Source organism: Neolewinella aurantiaca, assembly GCF_008014675.1.
Taxonomy (GTDB): Bacteria; Bacteroidota; Bacteroidia; order Chitinophagales; family Saprospiraceae; genus Neolewinella; species Neolewinella aurantiaca.
Window position 1 is genome coordinate 1 of record NZ_VOXD01000001.1, and the last position, 15,652, is coordinate 15,652.

The 15,652-nt window shown below is 53.0% G+C and carries 13 protein-coding genes and 1 pseudogene; 8 read left to right on the forward strand and 6 right to left on the reverse strand.

What is annotated here, in order from left to right; genetic code table 11:
- Both FUA23_RS00005 and FUA23_RS00010 read right to left on the reverse strand, forming a co-directional pair.
- A pseudogene (locus FUA23_RS00005) lies at positions 1 to 325 on the reverse strand (hypothetical protein); the annotation flags it as partial.
- Between the two features lie 324 nt (positions 326 to 649).
- Positions 650 to 1,261 (reverse strand): hypothetical protein, encoded by a 612-nt coding sequence (locus tag FUA23_RS00010; protein WP_147928644.1) that lies wholly within the window; start codon positions 1,259 to 1,261, stop codon positions 650 to 652.
- A gap of 341 nt (positions 1,262 to 1,602) precedes the next feature.
- Here FUA23_RS00010 and ahcY point away from each other — a divergent pair, with 341 nt between their 5' ends.
- A complete protein-coding gene (ahcY, locus tag FUA23_RS00015) occupies positions 1,603 to 2,916 on the forward strand; it encodes an adenosylhomocysteinase (protein WP_147928645.1) in 1,314 nt (437 codons plus the stop codon).
- Positions 2,917 to 3,102: 186 nt separating this feature from the next.
- On the opposite strand, the gene FUA23_RS00020 is transcribed toward ahcY, so the two are convergent.
- The gene (locus FUA23_RS00020; protein WP_147928646.1) at positions 3,103 to 3,969 is read right to left on the reverse strand and encodes a ChaN family lipoprotein; all 867 of its coding nucleotides are present in this window, start codon (positions 3,967 to 3,969) and stop codon (positions 3,103 to 3,105) included.
- A gap of 170 nt (positions 3,970 to 4,139) precedes the next feature.
- Between FUA23_RS00020 and FUA23_RS00025 the strand changes: the two genes are divergently transcribed.
- The 3 genes from FUA23_RS00025 to FUA23_RS00035 all read left to right on the forward strand — a co-directional run bounded on the left by FUA23_RS00025 (position 4,140) and on the right by FUA23_RS00035 (position 5,957).
- Entirely contained in the window at positions 4,140 to 4,670 is a 531-nt protein-coding gene (locus tag FUA23_RS00025; protein WP_147928647.1) for a hypothetical protein, read from the forward strand.
- A gap of 64 nt (positions 4,671 to 4,734) precedes the next feature.
- Positions 4,735 to 5,361, forward strand: coding sequence for a peptide deformylase (gene def, locus FUA23_RS00030; protein ID WP_147928648.1), 627 nt, complete (start codon positions 4,735 to 4,737; stop codon positions 5,359 to 5,361).
- Positions 5,362 to 5,390: 29 nt separating this feature from the next.
- Positions 5,391 to 5,957 (forward strand): RDD family protein, encoded by a 567-nt coding sequence (locus FUA23_RS00035; protein WP_187270826.1) that lies wholly within the window; start codon positions 5,391 to 5,393, stop codon positions 5,955 to 5,957.
- Positions 5,958 to 6,358: 401 nt separating this feature from the next.
- Here FUA23_RS00035 and FUA23_RS00040 read toward each other — a convergent pair whose 3' ends face one another.
- The gene (locus FUA23_RS00040) at positions 6,359 to 7,177 is read right to left on the reverse strand and encodes a phosphopeptide-binding protein (RefSeq protein WP_147928650.1); all 819 of its coding nucleotides are present in this window, start codon (positions 7,175 to 7,177) and stop codon (positions 6,359 to 6,361) included.
- A 152-nt stretch (positions 7,178 to 7,329) separates the two neighbouring features.
- Here FUA23_RS00040 and FUA23_RS00045 point away from each other — a divergent pair, with 152 nt between their 5' ends.
- From FUA23_RS00045 to FUA23_RS00055, 3 genes are all read left to right on the forward strand, one after another.
- Complete coding sequence (locus FUA23_RS00045; protein WP_147928651.1) at positions 7,330 to 9,477, forward strand: heavy metal translocating P-type ATPase; 2,148 nt, start codon at positions 7,330 to 7,332, stop codon at positions 9,475 to 9,477.
- A 182-nt stretch (positions 9,478 to 9,659) separates the two neighbouring features.
- Positions 9,660 to 11,084 carry an L-serine ammonia-lyase gene (locus FUA23_RS00050; protein WP_187270827.1) on the forward strand — a complete coding sequence of 475 codons (1,425 nt, stop codon included), beginning with the start codon at positions 9,660 to 9,662 and terminating at the stop codon, positions 11,082 to 11,084.
- Between the two features lie 76 nt (positions 11,085 to 11,160).
- Positions 11,161 to 11,589, forward strand: coding sequence for a hypothetical protein (locus tag FUA23_RS00055; protein WP_147928653.1), 429 nt, complete (start codon positions 11,161 to 11,163; stop codon positions 11,587 to 11,589).
- Between the two features lie 109 nt (positions 11,590 to 11,698).
- Here FUA23_RS00055 and lpdA read toward each other — a convergent pair whose 3' ends face one another.
- Both lpdA and FUA23_RS00065 read right to left on the reverse strand, forming a co-directional pair.
- Positions 11,699 to 13,096: a dihydrolipoyl dehydrogenase gene (lpdA, locus tag FUA23_RS00060; RefSeq protein ID WP_147928654.1), complete on the reverse strand. Its 1,398-nt coding sequence runs from the start codon at positions 13,094 to 13,096 to the stop codon at positions 11,699 to 11,701.
- Positions 13,097 to 13,868: 772 nt separating this feature from the next.
- The gene (locus FUA23_RS00065) at positions 13,869 to 14,519 is read right to left on the reverse strand and encodes a metal-dependent transcriptional regulator (RefSeq protein WP_147928655.1); all 651 of its coding nucleotides are present in this window, start codon (positions 14,517 to 14,519) and stop codon (positions 13,869 to 13,871) included.
- Positions 14,520 to 14,742: 223 nt separating this feature from the next.
- Here FUA23_RS00065 and FUA23_RS00070 point away from each other — a divergent pair, with 223 nt between their 5' ends.
- A complete protein-coding gene (locus FUA23_RS00070; protein WP_147928656.1) occupies positions 14,743 to 15,552 on the forward strand; it encodes a hypothetical protein in 810 nt (269 codons plus the stop codon).
- Positions 15,553 to 15,652 lie beyond the last annotated feature (100 nt).

A 15,652-nucleotide genomic window follows, 5' to 3' on the forward strand; every position in this document is an offset into this window, starting at 1 on the left:
CATAGCCTTCCGGATACTCCTCTTTGTACTCCTCGAAGAGCACTTGCCGTGTTACGTGGGGCCGCTGCAGTTCTTTGATCCAGTAATCGACTTTGCCTTCAAAGATTAACTTACGATCCGCAACGGCACCGGCTTTGTCAGGGTAGAGAATCTGGCGCAACGGCTCGTCGGCTAAGCCAAGTACTATTTCCAGGTCCTCGTTATAAGCGGTGGCTAAACGATAGTAGTGCCGAACGGTGTTCTTTGACACCTTCAGGGTTCTCGCTGTAGCTTTGATTGATTCGGTGGACTGATAAGTCCGGAGAATATTTTTGATCTGGTCCATACGCTTGATTTTGCCCATTGTCGCTGCTCTTGATGAGCGGCGAAGATGGGAGGATCAAGCACGAGTCTCCACGTAAACCGAGGGGGGCAATACTCCGGAATGTTTTCCACAGGGGGTGGGGTCAATACTCCGGAATTGGGGGGTCAGTACTTTTCGGAACTGGGGGGTCAAAGCTGCCGGAATACGCAATGCGGCGAGCATCCGGCCAAGATTCGCTCCCGGGGAGGATTTCGAGTAGGCGTCCAGAGGAGCCATGGTAACGGTAAAAGAGCCGGATGTTTTCATAAGTTATCGTGATGTAAAAGCAAGGTAAGTCAGGTTTAACTATTCGGTCAGTGTCCACAGGTAGTCTTTGATGCTGGCTTCCTTACCGGATAGCTCGTAGACTACGTAAATTTTCTGGGAAGAGCTCAAAAAGAAAAGCCCTTGGTAAAACGGATCTCCTCCCAATTGAACGTCGGCCACCATGTATTGAAAATGCATCATGCCGAGGGTGCCGTTGCGCTTAAAGGATTTATTTTTGGTTGTGTAAGCATGCCGCATGTCCGAATCCTGGGCTTTTTTAATCGTGGACGCCAACATCGAGCCAGACTCTTTGCTCAGTGGTATGTATTTAGTGTCAATAATCGCAAGTACTGTCCCTCTATTGGTCGAATCCAGAAACATGTCAATGCTGCTGTCCTGAAATTTGAGGTTGTCCAGGGTCGTTTGTAAGACAGGGATTGCCCAGTTGGCGAGTGGGGAAGAAGGATCTGCATGGACATACTCTTCGGTGTCAATACGGACAAAGTCTGTTGGTAGCCTGATGGATGTGCTGCTGTCCAGCAACTGATGTGTGCTGCCTGCTGTTGGCAGTTTTTTTCCGGGATGATCTGAACTTCCGCAGCCAGACAGGATAAGCAAAAGAACTATTGTTTGAATAATGAAGGATTTCATCCGGGGTCGTTTATTCCGTAAAGATAAGCTTCTAAGCTTCCGCTCAACTCTTCTAAATCCCTACCAGTAATGATGAACTCCAATGCGTTTCCAACCTCCGTCGCGCCTGGAAGTCGCTCTTCCCGGCTAATCACCGGAGGTGGGGGTAAGCGGTTTACTGGGTGTGTCCTTGCTCCTTCATCCCTGCTTTGCACCCGCGGCCGCGCAAAAAAATGATTGAAGTGGCTGGTTCCGGCGGACGTTGAAGTCCGGCTACAGGAAGAGTGGTGACAAAGTGACACTGTAACAACAAGACTTGACGGTTGAGCCGTATCTTTGCGGCTCATTTAAATCCAATGACAATGTCAGCAGTCGCGACCGCTACCAATTACAAAGTAAAAGACATCAACCTTGCAGCCTGGGGCCGCAAGGAGATCCGCCTCGCCGAGGCAGAAATGCCAGGCCTGATGGCCCTCCGTGAGGAGTTTGGTGCTAAAAAACCACTCAAGGGTGCCCGTATCGCCGGCTGCCTCCACATGACCATCCAAACCGCCGTTCTCATCGAGACCCTCGTTGAGCTTGGTGCCGAAGTAACCTGGTCTTCCTGCAACATCTTCTCTACGCAGGACCACGCCGCTGCTGCCATTGCCGCCGCTGGTATTCCCGTTTTTGCCTGGAAGGGTATGAACGAAGAAGAATTCAACTGGTGTATCGAGCAGACGCTCCACGCCTTCCCCGGTGGCGAGCCACTGAACATGATCCTCGACGACGGCGGTGACCTCACCAACATGGTTTTCGACGACTACCCGCAACTCTGCGAAGGTATCAAAGGCCTTTCCGAAGAAACAACCACCGGCGTTCACCGCCTCTACGAGCGGATGAAGAAAGGCACCCTCGTGATGCCTGCCATCAACGTGAACGACTCCGTTACCAAGTCTAAGTTCGACAATAAGTACGGCTGTCAGGAGTCTGCCGTAGACGCCATCCGCCGCGCTACCGACGTAATGATGGCCGGTAAGGTTGCCATCGTTGCCGGCTACGGTGACGTAGGTAAAGGTACTGCCGCTTCTCTGCGTGGCGCCGGCTGCCGCGTAATCGTTACCGAGGCTGACCCTATCTGTGCCCTCCAGGCCGCAATGGACGGATTTGAGGTGAAGAAAATGATGAACGCTATCCACCGTGCCGACATCATCGTCACTGCTACGGGTAACTTCAACATCCTCACCGAGGAGCACTTCAAGGCGATGAACGACAAAGTTATCGTTTGTAACATCGGTCACTTCGACAATGAGATCGACATGGCATGGCTCAACGCTAACTACGGTGATACCAAAGATGAGATCAAACCTCAGGTCGATCTGTATAACGTTGAAGGTAAAGACATCATCATCCTGGCCGAAGGCCGCCTCGTCAACCTTGGTTGTGCTACCGGTCACCCGTCTTTCGTAATGTCCAACTCTTTCACCAACCAGACGCTTGCGCAACTGGAACTGTGGGAAAACAGCGACAACTACGAAAACAAGGTGTACATGCTGCCTAAGCACCTCGATGAGAAAGTTGCCCGCCTGCACCTCTCCAAGATCGGTGTTGAGCTCGAAGAACTCTCTACCGCACAGGCCGAGTACATCGACGTACCGGTTGAAGGCCCTTACAAGCCAGAGCACTACCGCTACTAGGAGTTAGGGAATTAGGAACTAGTGAACTAGGAACTAGAGAACTAGGAACTAGGAGCTAGAGAACTAGGAGCTAGAGAACTAGGAACTAGAGAGTTAGGAACTAGAGAACTAGGAACTAGTGAAAACAGAAAAACCCGTACGAGCGATGCTTGTACGGGTTTTTCATTTTTCAGCAGGAAGAAAGAGTTAATACGTCTTCCCCAAAAACTCCGAAACAACAATCGTGAAGTCTGCCTTGCCACGGTTTTCAGCGCTGAGGGTGGAGGGATCGCTTTCTTCGATGGTCGTAATCGTGAGCACCTTCAGCTCCGGCGCGTATTTTTTGAGGTACCAACCGATGCCTTCGTAATCGTTGGAGTGGTAGCTGCCGTTGAGGTGGAGGAAGGGCACGCCTTCTTTCTTGTTTACTACGATGAAGTGGGCCATTGTGGCGTCTTTGATGGCCTGGGCCATAGGAAAGGTTTCGCCGCCGTGCCCGCCGGGCATCATCTCCAGCATTTTGACGTAGCCGGGCAGCGTGGCGTCGTACGGAACAGGTAGGGTAGGGAGGAACTGCTTCTCTTCGGCGGGGAGGTCGTTCAGGGCATCGAGGCCACCCTTAAAAACCACGCGGGCGTATCTGCGGGGAACGTTGGTGGCGATGACGGCTACGTCGTTTTGGGCGGCCCAGTCTACTACCGGTTTGTAGTCGGTTTTGAAGTTGTTCCACAGCCCTTCACCGACGGAGTCGATGGCGGAGGCTTCGACTTTCCCGGCGAGGTAATCGTTGAGGACCGCTTGCTGATCGGACTCGAACATCTCCATGCCAATACTTAGGGGGGCGGCGGCGCGCAGGTGCAGGGCGAGGTTGTACTGAAGCCAGTGTACCACGGCATCGTTATGGCTTTCTCCGAAGAGGATTACGTCGGCCTTCCGGGCTTCCTTGACGAGTTTTTTGAACTTCGTTTGCTTGCCGTCCTGATTGAACAGGGCGTACGGGCTGGGGTCGGACTGGGCAGTTAGGGCAGCACTCATGATGGTCAGTAGAAGGATAGAAAGAAAGATTCGTCGCATTGTTTGTAGGCTTTGGGCGAATATACGACCCTGCCTTGCTCTTTTACGCTTGCCCTGCACCTGCGGCCGCGCCCCGCACCAGGCGTCTCGTGAGGCACACGTCCATTGTCTGGGGGCTTCAGAGTCTGGTTACCTTTCACTATTTTCGCGTCCAACAAACCAAAAAGATTATGTCAGAAACCACCACCCTTGGCGTCGGAAGCCGCGTTCGTCACCCTGCTTACGGAGAAGGTGTAGTCGTCAAGCTCTACAAAGCTGCTTACGACGTAGTGTTTATGTCTCACGGAATGAAGCCCGTCGGCCGCGATTTTTCCGGCTGGGACGTGATCGAGCGGATAGAACCCGACGAGGCTGTTTCTTTCAACGAAGCCGAAGAGGCCCTCGTCCGCATTCTGCGTACCTACAACGGTATTCAGGAAACTACTGAACTCGGCGATCGTTGGGACGGCGGCACCCTCATCCTGAAGCCAGGGGAAGAAGGGATGGCCACCAAGGAAATGCCCATCGATACTTTCTTCCACAAAATCGTAATGGTCCGCGACCGCCTGCGGGTAATGGAACAGCGGATCAACTCCAGCAGCATGACCGACGAAGAAAAGGTAAATCTGCAGCAGTACATCACCCGGATCTATGGTTCACTGACTTCTTTCAACGTCCTCTTCCGCCGGAAGGAAGATCACTTCAAAGGAAGTAAGGGATAAAGTTACTGGCACCCGGTTTTCGGCCCATACAGAAACGGGCAAACAAGCAGATAAAGACGTACGTATGAAACTGATACCATACTTCCTCGGGGGGCTGTTGATGCTTGTTGTAATGGGGTGCCGGCCAACCTCTCCGGCTGGCTTTACGGCCGCTCAATCCGTAATGATCAACAACGGTGATGCAGATACACCAATGCGGGTCTTCAAGATCACCAGCAGTTCTGACTCGACCTTACTCAGGACGGCAAGTACCGACGTAAAAGCAGATCCCTCCGATCCTCTGCTGAAACTGTTTGTCGACCGCCTCTACGCTACGGTTCGGGACAGTATGTCTCTCGGTGTAGGGATTGCCGCTCCGCAGGTAGGAATTCTCAAAAACATCATCTGGGTACAAAGATTGGACAAAGAGGCAGAAGGTTTGCCCTTCGAAGTCTACCTGAACCCTAAAATAGTGGAGTACTCGGAAGAAACGCAGCGGTCTCGCGAAGGCTGCCTGTCTATACCCAACCGCAGGGGCAATTGTATCCGGTCCAAATGGATCATCCTTGAATACGACCGGATGGATGGTAGCCACCACCGGGAGAAGATATCTGATTTCACAGCTGTGATCTTCCAACACGAAGTAGACCACCTCAACGGAATTCTTTACTTAGACCACCTTGCGGAACATCAGACGGGAGCCACTCCCTGAGACTGAAGTCAAGCAGTTATCTTTGCCCCGTGCAAAATACTCCACATATCAACCCCGAAACGGGAAGTCCCGATCCCGCTCCTCTTCAGCGTCGCTTTATCGCATGGCTCTTAGACCGTGCTGTGCTTTTACCACTGACGGGAGGTCTGCTTTATTCGATCATTGAGCTCAAATCCCTGCCCTTCGCCATCCTCATGCTGCTGGTCGAGGCGATCTATAAGCCGATCATGGAAGGGCTTTACGGGCAAACGCTCGGCAAAAAGTGGATGAACATCCTGGTGGTAAACCAAAAAGGCTTTGGCCCCATTTCCTGGAACCAAAGCCTTCTGCGGTATCTGCCGTGGGCAGCGGTGTTTTACGCTACCGTTTTCATCATCGTCCGGCACTTTCAGGCCGACGGTTTCATGGAGGTAGACTCCTGGCCGGCCTACATCGAGTTTGGCCGCAAACATCCCCTGGGCGAGAATCTGATCATCGCTATGATCAATTACCTACCACTGTTTTCGGTGATGTGGGTAATTTCTGACCCTATGAAACGGGCGTTGCACGACCGGGTAGCGGGAACGGTTGTTCTCAAGAGCCTGGAGTCTGCTTAGTCGTGAGTCAGAAGTTGCTACCGCTCGCTCAAGGTAAGCAAGCGTAGCGCCGCGAATCTCGCATGCGGCAGCGACTCCCGACTCCCGACTCGCTCAAGATAAGCAAGCGTAGCGCCGCGAATCTCGTACGCGGCAGCGACTCCCGACTCCGGACTCCAAACTCCCGACTCCAAACTCGCTCAAGATAAGCAAGCGTAGCGCCGCGAATGTCGTATGCGGCAGCGACTCCCGACTCCGGACTCCAAACTCGCTCAAGATAAGCAAGCGTAGCGCCGCGAATCTCGTACGCGGCAGCGACTCCGGACTCCGGACTCCAAACTCACTCAAGGTAAGCAAGCATAGCGCCGCGAATGTCGTACGCGGCAGCGACTCCCGACTCCAAACTCCCGACTCCAAACTCCCTACTCCGCAGGAGCCTCAGCCAAAGTAAACGTCCGTGTTACCGGATTGAGCGGAGCGTCCACTTTTTCGCCGTCTTTCATGAGGGTCAGCTCAACGGTGTTTTCGCCCATTGGGAGGTTTTTGAGGTAGTACGGCTGCCAGGTGTCGATCATGAATTCTTCTTTACCGTTTACGACCGCTTTTACCTGGTATTCGTTGGCTCCGAGGGGAGCGTTTACCGGGTAGAAGTCGAGCATTACGTTTTCGGTTTCTTTCTTACCGGTGTACGTTCCTTTGGGGCGGCTGTAGAAAAGCATTGGGTCAGAGATCGGAGCGGTTTTCACGAAAGCTCCGTTCTTTACGCTTGCCATTACTGCGCGGTGTGCCGCAGGGGTTTTGATAGACTCGTGGTAAGAGCGGCTCAGGAAAGTAAGGATGTGGTGGTAACCGTCTTCGATGCTTTGCTCGAAGCTGGGCTCGTACTTTGCGATATACGGCTCATTATCGATGATGAGGTGAGCGTGCTGGCCTTTGCCGGAGTTGGCGCACATCAGTGCATCGGCATCCGGCGTTGGTACCGCAAACTCGTAGCCGGAAGTCTCGTAATTGAACTTACCGTCGGTGTAGGTCCAGTCAGAAATAACGGCATCCTGGAATTCCTGCGTTGCGGGCATGGGTTCGAGGGAAACATCTACGATGCTGCCTTCGGTCATAGTCATTGCTGAATCGTCGGCCTTCATGGCGTTGTCTTCAGAGGTGTGGTCTGCCTCGGTACGGTTACCACAGGAGGTGGCAAGCAAGGCAAGACAAATAAAGGTGAGAAAGCTGTAAAAGCGCATAGTGGGGGAATTGTGTCAAATAGCCGGTCAGTCGGCTGGTTTGCAAAGATGTTCACTTTTGTGAAACCAGACGACTGGCCAACTGATAATGTTGGTTAACTAATTACGGGACTACCGTGTTTCTATAAAAACCGATAAAACCACATAAGTTCGTGAATAAGCAAAGGGAAATTATCGAATTGAAGGTTGATGGCATGGATTGCAACAATTGCGCCATGTCTATTCAGCGCTTTCTTGAGCGGAAAGGCCTTACTGATGTGCTGGTGAACTTCCAGACCAAAGAAGTCCGTTTTCGGGAAGATAACGAGGCAATCGATCTGGCTACCGTTCGTGCTGGTATCAACCGGCTGGGCTTCACCGTGCTGGAGGAGGATGCTCATGATCACGCAGGCCACGATCATGCGCACGAACACGAAGGCAAGGCGCGGCGGCGTTTGCTCTTCTGTGCAGTTCTGACTGCACCTCTGCTTCTCGCTCACCTGCTGATGACATTCGGCCTGGAAATCGGCCTGATGCACAACGGCTGGGTACAATTAGCGCTGGCCGGACCAGTGTACGCGGTTGGCGGCCTGTATTTCGGTAAATCGGCCTTCGCTGGCCTCCGCGAGCGGATGCTGAACATGGACGTGCTGATCTTCATCGGTGCAACGGCAGCCTTCGTTTACAGTATCGTGGGGCTGGTCTGGCAAGACCCTGATTACTACTTCTTCGAAACGGCTGCAACTATCATTACGCTCGTTCTGATTGGAAACTGGCTGGAAGCCAGAGCAGTAGAGCGTACTACGACCGCCATCGGCGCGCTGTCTGATCTTCAGGAAGAGAACGCACAGCGGGTGACGAAGAGCGGAACGGTAGTAAGTATACCGGTTGAGGACGTAGCCATTGGCAACAGATTGCGGGTGAACACCGGCGACAAGGTTCCGCTGGATGGTGAAATCCTGGAAGGGGCCGTAACGGTCAACGAAGCGATGCTGACCGGTGAAAGTATGCCGGTGGAAAAAAGCGTGGGAGAGCGCGTTCTTGGCGGAAGCATCATTACTTCCGGACAAGCGACTTTTGCCGTCACGGCTGGCTACAAAGACGGGACTTTGGCCAAAATCATCGATTTGGTTAAATCGGCACAAGCGGACAAGCCCGACCTGCAAAGACTCGCCGATAAGGTCAGCGCTGTTTTTGTTCCGGTGGTACTTGTCATTGCGCTGCTGACTTTTCTCATCGGCTGGGGTGGTGGCTTCTTCACGGCGACCAAAGCCCTGATGAACGCCATTGCCGTGCTGCTGATCTCGTGCCCGTGCGCGATGGGGCTGGCTACGCCTACGGCCGTGATGGTCGGGGTAGGACGGCTGGCGCGTTTAGGAGTGCTGGTTCGGGGCGGGAGCACCGTGGAGCGCTTTGCCGGAATTGAACGGATGGTATTTGACAAGACCGGGACGCTCACCACGGGTGATCTCCGGGTCGGAGATTTTACCGTAGCCGAAGGAGCAAACGAAGCTGAGGTCCGCCGCATCATTTACGATATGGAGCAGTTCTCGAGCCACCCGATTGCGGCTTCGATCACTGCCTTTTTGAAAACGACCTCCCTTGCACCTGCTGCCGGGCCCCTCACTGTTTCGGAGACGCCCGGTTTGGGCCTCAATGCAACCGACAATGTGGGCAATCACTACTATCTGGGGGCCGCCCGCAAACTGCCCGCCGGCGTAAATGTACCGGCAAACGCAGATGTGATACTGCTGAAAAACGATGAATTCCTGGCCAGCTTATCGCTCGCTGATGATTTGAGAAAGGGGGCGCGGACGCTGGTGCAAAGTTTGGACGAGGCAGGCATTGAAACCACTCTTCTGACCGGAGACCGGCGGGCAAAAGCCGATGCTGCCGCCAAAGAGCTGGGCATAAAATCGGTTTACGCCGAACAGCTTCCGTCACAAAAATTAGAACGAATCGCGGCCCTGTCTGCCGAAAAACCTACCGCGATGGTCGGCGACGGCATCAATGATGCCGCAGCGCTTTCCCGTGCTGATATCGGCATCTCGCTTGGCGGCGGCTCCGCCGCCGCACTCGACGCCGCACAGATTGTCCTCCTCCGCGACGACCTGAGCCTGCTCACCGAAGGCCGAAAGGTGGCTGCTCTTACGCTCCGTACGATCAAAGAGTCTTTATTCTGGGCTTTCAGTTACAATATCGTTGCGATTCCGCTCGCCGCAATGGGTTTCCTCAACCCGATGTGGGCGGCTTTATTCATGGCTTTCTCCGATGTGGTGGTGATTGGGAATGCTATCCGGTTAAAGTCCCGAAAAGCGTAACTCGTCCGTTTTCGCTAAAACTCGCCAGTCGAATCCTTTTTTGTCGCTCCTATGAAGGATTACACTGTTTGTACGACAATCGATGATCTCGGATCAAAGCGAGCAATGCATTAAACAAAAAAGTTCGCCTGTCGAGTTTGGCGTAGAACAAGTATTTATCTTGCGACCTTAAGACCATAAGCATGCAAATCATCTCCGTCTTCGACATCTTCAAAATCGGCGTAGGCCCGTCCAGTTCTCATACTCTGGGCCCTTGGAAAGCGGCTTTAGCATTTAGGGAGTTGTTGCCGGAGTTGCTGGAGGTTGTCTCCGTTAAAGTCTTGCTTTATGGTTCGCTGAGCAAAACGGGCATCGGACACGGAACGGACATCGCCGTTCAGCTGGGCCTCGAAGGTTTCGATCCGGAAACCATCGAAACGGCGGACATTCCTTTTCACATCGGCCGAATTAAGGCAAACCGACTGCTGCAATTGGCACAGAGAGCCGACGGGCCGGTGAGTGTACCGTTCGACCCGGCAAAAGACATCATTTTTGAACAGCGTAGCCGTACTTTTCATCCAAACGGCTTAACGTTCATTGCCCGCCTTCGCTCCGGGCGAAAAGTGCGTCGGACGTACTATTCCATTGGCGGCGGATTCATCGTGCGGGAAGGTTCCGTCAGCCAGTTGGAAACCCGGAAACGGATACCGTTTCCTACGGAAACCGCCGAAGAGTTGTTGCATTACTGCCGCTCCTCCGGCAAATCCGTCGCAGAGATTGTCCGGGCGAATGAACTACGGGAATACACCGCAGATGACCTCAACGCAAAAATCGATCGTTACCTGCGGGTGTTCGCTGGTGTTGTCCACAAAGGCTGTATTGCACCGGAGGTAAACCTGCCCGGAGGGCTGAGCGTAAAGCGCAGAGCGCGTAAGATGGCGGCCCGGCTGCTGGGCGCGCCGGCTTCTTCTGATCCCGCCGCCTTCGATGCCCAATTACGGGCTATTTCTCCTGACTTTACCACCGTCACCAGCTGGGTGAGTTGCTTCGCATTGGCCGTTAATGAGGAAAACGCGGCCTTGGGCCGCGTCATCACCAGCCCGACCAACGGTGCGGCCGGAGTGATCCCCGCCGTGTTGTTCTATTACCGCTATTTCTGCAAGGGCGCGAGTCCCGCTACTGAGCGCAATTTCTTTCTCGTCGCCGGAGAGATCGGTTCTCTGTTCAAGAAAAACGCTACCATTTCCGCCGCCGAAGGCGGCTGCCAGGCCGAGATTGGCGTGAGTTCGGCGATGGCCGCAGCGGCCCTGACCGAAGCCCTGGGCGGCACCCCGGAGCAAACCCTGATGGCCGCCGAAATTGCGATGGAGCACCACCTTGGCCTCACCTGTGATCCCATCGGCGGCCTGGTACAAATCCCCTGCATCGAACGCAACGCAATGGGCGCAATGAAGGCCATCACCGCCGCTAACCTCGCCTTGCAGTCTGAAGCCGATGACGCAGTTGTTGACCTGGACTCGGTCATCCGAACCATGCTGGATACCGCCCGCGCCATGCACGAAGACTATAAAGAAACGGCTGAAGGTGGGCTGGCGGTTAGGGTTTCTGTTGCTGCGGCTAGTTGTTAGCTGGAGGTGTCTTTCACAGTAGGCTCGGCTTTAGCCGATGCTTTGGAGCTTAAATGATGTCAATATTACCAAACTAATGGATGATGACGTATTAGACAGCTTCCTGCTACCAAATACCCCTTCAGGAAAACGCTGCACAAGGCTTCTTGCTGACGGGAGAGTCGTTGTATTCGAATCCGTATTGAATTTACTTGGCGTTGGTAATACACTGATGCTGAATGGAGGAAAAGCTCTGGATGGCAGGTACACACTTAAAGACGGTGTTACAAGGTTTGAAGTGTTGGGAGGCGTCGTCGTTCACGAATACTATATTGAAGGTTATCCACATAAAGGAAGGATCATCTTAGTGGATTGCAGCAGAATGAATGGATTTGGTAGCGGCTGTGCTATTTACACCAAAGAGGGCCCTTTATCCGACGGCGTTTACAGACTTAAACGCTTTAAGTGGGTGAAAGTGGAGAACGGGTTGATTGTGCAGACGAGTATATTTCGCATCAAACAATAAATCCTCCGGTGAAGGTGCTCGCAAAAAGAAACAGCCACGAACGTGCGTTCGTGGCTGTTTCTAAATTTTAAAGGCCGCGGCTGAAGCCGCGCCTGCTCTAAACACTGTACTAGAGGTGAATAACCTCGCCGTAAGCAGCGGCGGCAGCTTCCATGATCGCTTCCGACATGGTAGGGTGGGGGTGAACCGACTTAACGATCTCCATTCCTGTGGTTTCCAGCTTGCGGGCTACGACCACTTCAGCGATCATTTCGGTTACGTTGGAACCGATAAAGTGAGCGCCGAGGAACTCGCCGTACTTGGCGTCGAAGATCACCTTTACGAAACCTTCCTTGGCGCCGGCGGCGCTTGCTTTCCCGGAAGCACTGAAGGGGAATTTACCTACTTTGAGCTCGTAACCAGCCTCCTTGGCGGCAGCTTCGGTGTAACCTACGCTGGCAATTTCGGGGACACAGTACGTACAGCCGGGGATGTTGTTGTAGTCGATCGGATCGGGGTGGTGACCGGCGATAGCTTCGACACAGGTAATAGCTTCAGCAGTAGCGACGTGAGCGAGGGCCTGACCTTTGGTCACGTCTCCGATGGCGTAAACGCCGGGAACGTTGGTGCGGTACATTTCATCCGTCTCGATGAGCCCGCGATCGGTTTTGATCCCCAGGTCTTCCAGCCCGATGTTTTCGGTGTTGGGGGCAACTCCGGCGGCGGAGAGAACGACGTCACATTCGATGACTTCTTCCTTCTCTGTTTTACGGTTTTTGGTAGTTACCTTAAGGACTTTCTTGCTGGTGTCAACACTTTCCACGCTGGTGTTTGCCAGTACGTTGATGCCTTTTTTCTTGTAGATCTTGGTGAGTTCTTTGCTCACGTCGGCATCTTCGCGGGGCACGAGGCCTTCGGGCATGTACTCAACGATGGTTACTTCGGTACCGATGCTGTGGTAGAAGTAAGCAAACTCGACACCGATGGCGCCGGCTCCAACTACAACCATACGCTTGGGCTGCTTGGGCAGGGTCATTGCTTCGCGGTAGCCGATGATTTTTTCACCGTCGATAGGCAGGTTCGGCAGTGCGCGGGCGCGGGCGCCGGTTGCAACGATGATGTGTTCGGCATCGTAAGTCGTTGATTTGCCGGAAGGGGCGGTCACTTCGACCTTCTTGCCGCGGACCAACTTACCGGTTCCTTCAATAACTTCGATTTTGTTTTTACGCATCAGGAAGTTAACTCCTTTGCTCATTCCATCGGCGACGGAACGGCTACGGCCGATCATGGCTCCGAAATCTGCTTTGGGTTTGCCAATCTTGATACCGTAGTCTTCAGCATGGTTGATGTACTCGAATACCTGAGCGCTCTTGAGAAGCGCCTTGGTTGGGATACAGCCCCAATTCAGGCAGATGCCACCGAGGTTTTCGCGTTCAACGATTGCGACTTTCATGCCAAGCTGCGAGGCACGGATGGCGGCGGGGTAACCGCCGGGGCCGCTGCCGATTACGATGAGGTCGTAAGCCATAGTTGTTCTGATTTTTGCGTTTGGGAGGCAAAGGTAGGAAATTAGACTTTTAGTAGGACGGGATGCCGGTAAATGTGTGTTTCACTATTGGCTCATACAGCTTGCTTTTTTGACGGCCACCAGCAACCGAATCAGTGGCCGGAGCCAAGGCCAAAGTCGCTTCGCAATAAAAATAGTCGTAAGTGTCGGTGGAGGGGTTGTACTCCGACCGACCCCCTACGCGCCTGTTACGCGACCAGAGGTCGCTCATCTCCGCTGTTCACCAGAGGTGAAGGCGACCGGACCAAAGATTTTCCTGAACGCTCTAAGCTCCGTAATTGAAAGCAAAGCACAGAGCTCCGACACTCCGGCCTCGGCCTTGGCCTTGGCACCGGCAGTAGAATGCAGTTTTTGAAGCCGTTAAAAAATGGAAACTGTCTGAGCGTTCTCAAGGCCTAGGACGCAGCTACCCGGATTTCAACGAACCGATGGGGGTATAAGCAACCTGATCAACGCTAACGCGAGTTTTTCCATTTTAGGCTTCAAAAATTGGATTCCACAATCAGCCGGTGGCACAGCCTTGATTTTTTGGTTCGTTTTTTATCAAGAAAAAATGAACGGGCAAAAGGGGAGAACTCAGTCTTTGGGCATCGGTGAAGGCGGCCGGACCATAGCTTTTCCTGGGTACACATCTAAAATGTAAGCAGTGATGGGGGGGGAAGATGTCGAGCGCCAGAGACACTTAAAATTGTAGCGGACCATTGTGATACACACCCGGTAAACGGCACTTTCGTCAACGAACCAATATCCTGTCTGCCACAATTTTACTGAAGACCACGTTGTCGTGACCTGAATATGATACGGTTAGGGAACCATCAAACGCCTCCCGGTGATGAATGGTTAAAACCGACTTCAGCTTGAGGTCCCGGTCATTGAGGAAATGCAGAAATTCGTTGGAGTCGTGAGCCAGGGCAACGATGGTGACCGTTTGCCCGCTGTCGCAATCGCTAAGACGCCGGTGGTGCGTTTTTACGTAATTACCGTCTTTATCGGGGATGGGAGATCCGTGAGGGTCGATAGTGGGAAAGCCCATGAGTTCATCCATCCGGGAGAAGAAAACAGGCGACTTAACGTGTTCGATCTGCTCGGCAATAGCGTGAACTTCTTCCCAGCCGAAGCCCATTCGTTCAACAAGGAACATCTCAGTCAGGCGGTGTTTCCGCACGATGAGCGCGGCCGCTTTGCGGCCGGCCGCAGTGAGGCGCAGGGGTTTGTACTTCTCGTAGCGCACAAGGCCGGCGTCGGCGAGCTTTCGGACCATGCTGTTGGCCGAAGGCTTGCTTACACCAAGGGCGCGCGACAGTTCAGAAACTGCAACTTTGTCCTCGGCATCTGCCAGAGAGATTAATGCTTTAAGATAGTTTTCTTCCGTTACGGTTGCCATGGGAAATGCAAAGATAAACAGGCCAATCTTTAGTTAGGGACTCTTGAGCCAACCATCGCAAATTTCGATTAATTACCACGTTCAGCAGCTTGGCGATCTTTTCAACAGCCTGCGTTGCAACAGCTATCCCGAACCGTCGTTAGAATACCATTTGAAGCCTGAGACCACAGAATACACAACAAAGCACTACCTTTTACTGTCTTTACTGTATTATCTTTCAACCATGATGCGTCCACTTTCCCTTCTTGTATTGTGTTTCCTTTTAACGAGTGTTGTTGCTGCGCAACAACGATTGCCAGGAAACAGCAACATTTACGGTGCAACCGGAAAAGGGCTGGTGTACGATAATGAGTTGACGTTCAATATGTCACTCGCTTCGCCACGTAACTTCCTGATCGGAATGCGTTCGGGGAAGCTTGTTACTTTCGACGAAATGAAATTCTGGTCGCTTTCTTTTGGTGATTTACGGCACAGCCGGGAGCGCCGGGAGAATCCCGATCGGATCAATCTGCTCACCAACCGGGTGAGTCGCGCCTATGTCTTCGGTAAGCAGAATCAGTTGTATGCACTTCGGGTGGGCTTCGGTAAACGAAAATACCTGAGTGAAAAGGCCCGCCAACGGGGAGTTGCGGTTGGTTACTCCTACGAATTCGGGCCAACCATCGGCTTCCTGAAACCTTACTACCTGGAAGTTGACGCGGGGGAACCCAACAGTAACCGGATTGTCGATATCAAGTACACCGGAGACAACGCTTCCGACTTCCTCAACCAGGACCGAATCTTTGGCGCATCGGCATGGACTCAGGGCATCGATGAAATTTCTATCCGCCCGGGGATCCACGCGAAAGTAGCTGCACATTTCGGTTTCGGAGCTTACGATGAGATGGCAAAATCGCTTGAGGCAGGTATTTCTGCAGATTATTTGCTGGGCGATACAGATATTATGATCGAAAGTGATCTTACTCCCGGAGTCTCCAACAGCCCACTGCATGTGAGCCTGTTTATCAACGTGCAATTGGGTAAACGCTGGTAAAAACAGACCGCAATAATGGTTGGCAAATTCGTCACTTTCAAGAAGTTAGTTCTCCGTTGTTGCTGAAATTACCCTCTAAAAAATGGCATATTTATAATTT

What these genes read in the sequence shown, in the direction of transcription:
- FUA23_RS00025 (WP_147928647.1), top strand. Translation starts at nt 4,140, where the DNA reads ATGTCAGAAACCACCACCCTTGGCGTCGGAAGCCGCGTTCGTCACCCT.
- FUA23_RS00070 (WP_147928656.1), top strand. Translation starts at nt 14,743, where the DNA reads ATGATGCGTCCACTTTCCCTTCTTGTATTGTGTTTCCTTTTAACGAGT.
- lpdA (WP_147928654.1), bottom strand. Translation starts at nt 13,096, where the DNA reads ATGGCTTACGACCTCATCGTAATCGGCAGCGGCCCCGGCGGTTACCCC.
- FUA23_RS00040 (WP_147928650.1), bottom strand. Translation starts at nt 7,177, where the DNA reads ATGCGCTTTTACAGCTTTCTCACCTTTATTTGTCTTGCCTTGCTTGCC.
- ahcY (WP_147928645.1), top strand. Translation starts at nt 1,603, where the DNA reads ATGTCAGCAGTCGCGACCGCTACCAATTACAAAGTAAAAGACATCAAC.
- FUA23_RS00055 (WP_147928653.1), top strand. Translation starts at nt 11,161, where the DNA reads ATGGATGATGACGTATTAGACAGCTTCCTGCTACCAAATACCCCTTCA.
- FUA23_RS00065 (WP_147928655.1), bottom strand. Translation starts at nt 14,519, where the DNA reads ATGGCAACCGTAACGGAAGAAAACTATCTTAAAGCATTAATCTCTCTG.
- FUA23_RS00010 (WP_147928644.1), bottom strand. Translation starts at nt 1,261, where the DNA reads ATGAAATCCTTCATTATTCAAACAATAGTTCTTTTGCTTATCCTGTCT.
- def (WP_147928648.1), top strand. Translation starts at nt 4,735, where the DNA reads ATGAAACTGATACCATACTTCCTCGGGGGGCTGTTGATGCTTGTTGTA.
- FUA23_RS00050 (WP_187270827.1), top strand. Translation starts at nt 9,660, where the DNA reads ATGCAAATCATCTCCGTCTTCGACATCTTCAAAATCGGCGTAGGCCCG.
- FUA23_RS00020 (WP_147928646.1), bottom strand. Translation starts at nt 3,969, where the DNA reads ATGCGACGAATCTTTCTTTCTATCCTTCTACTGACCATCATGAGTGCT.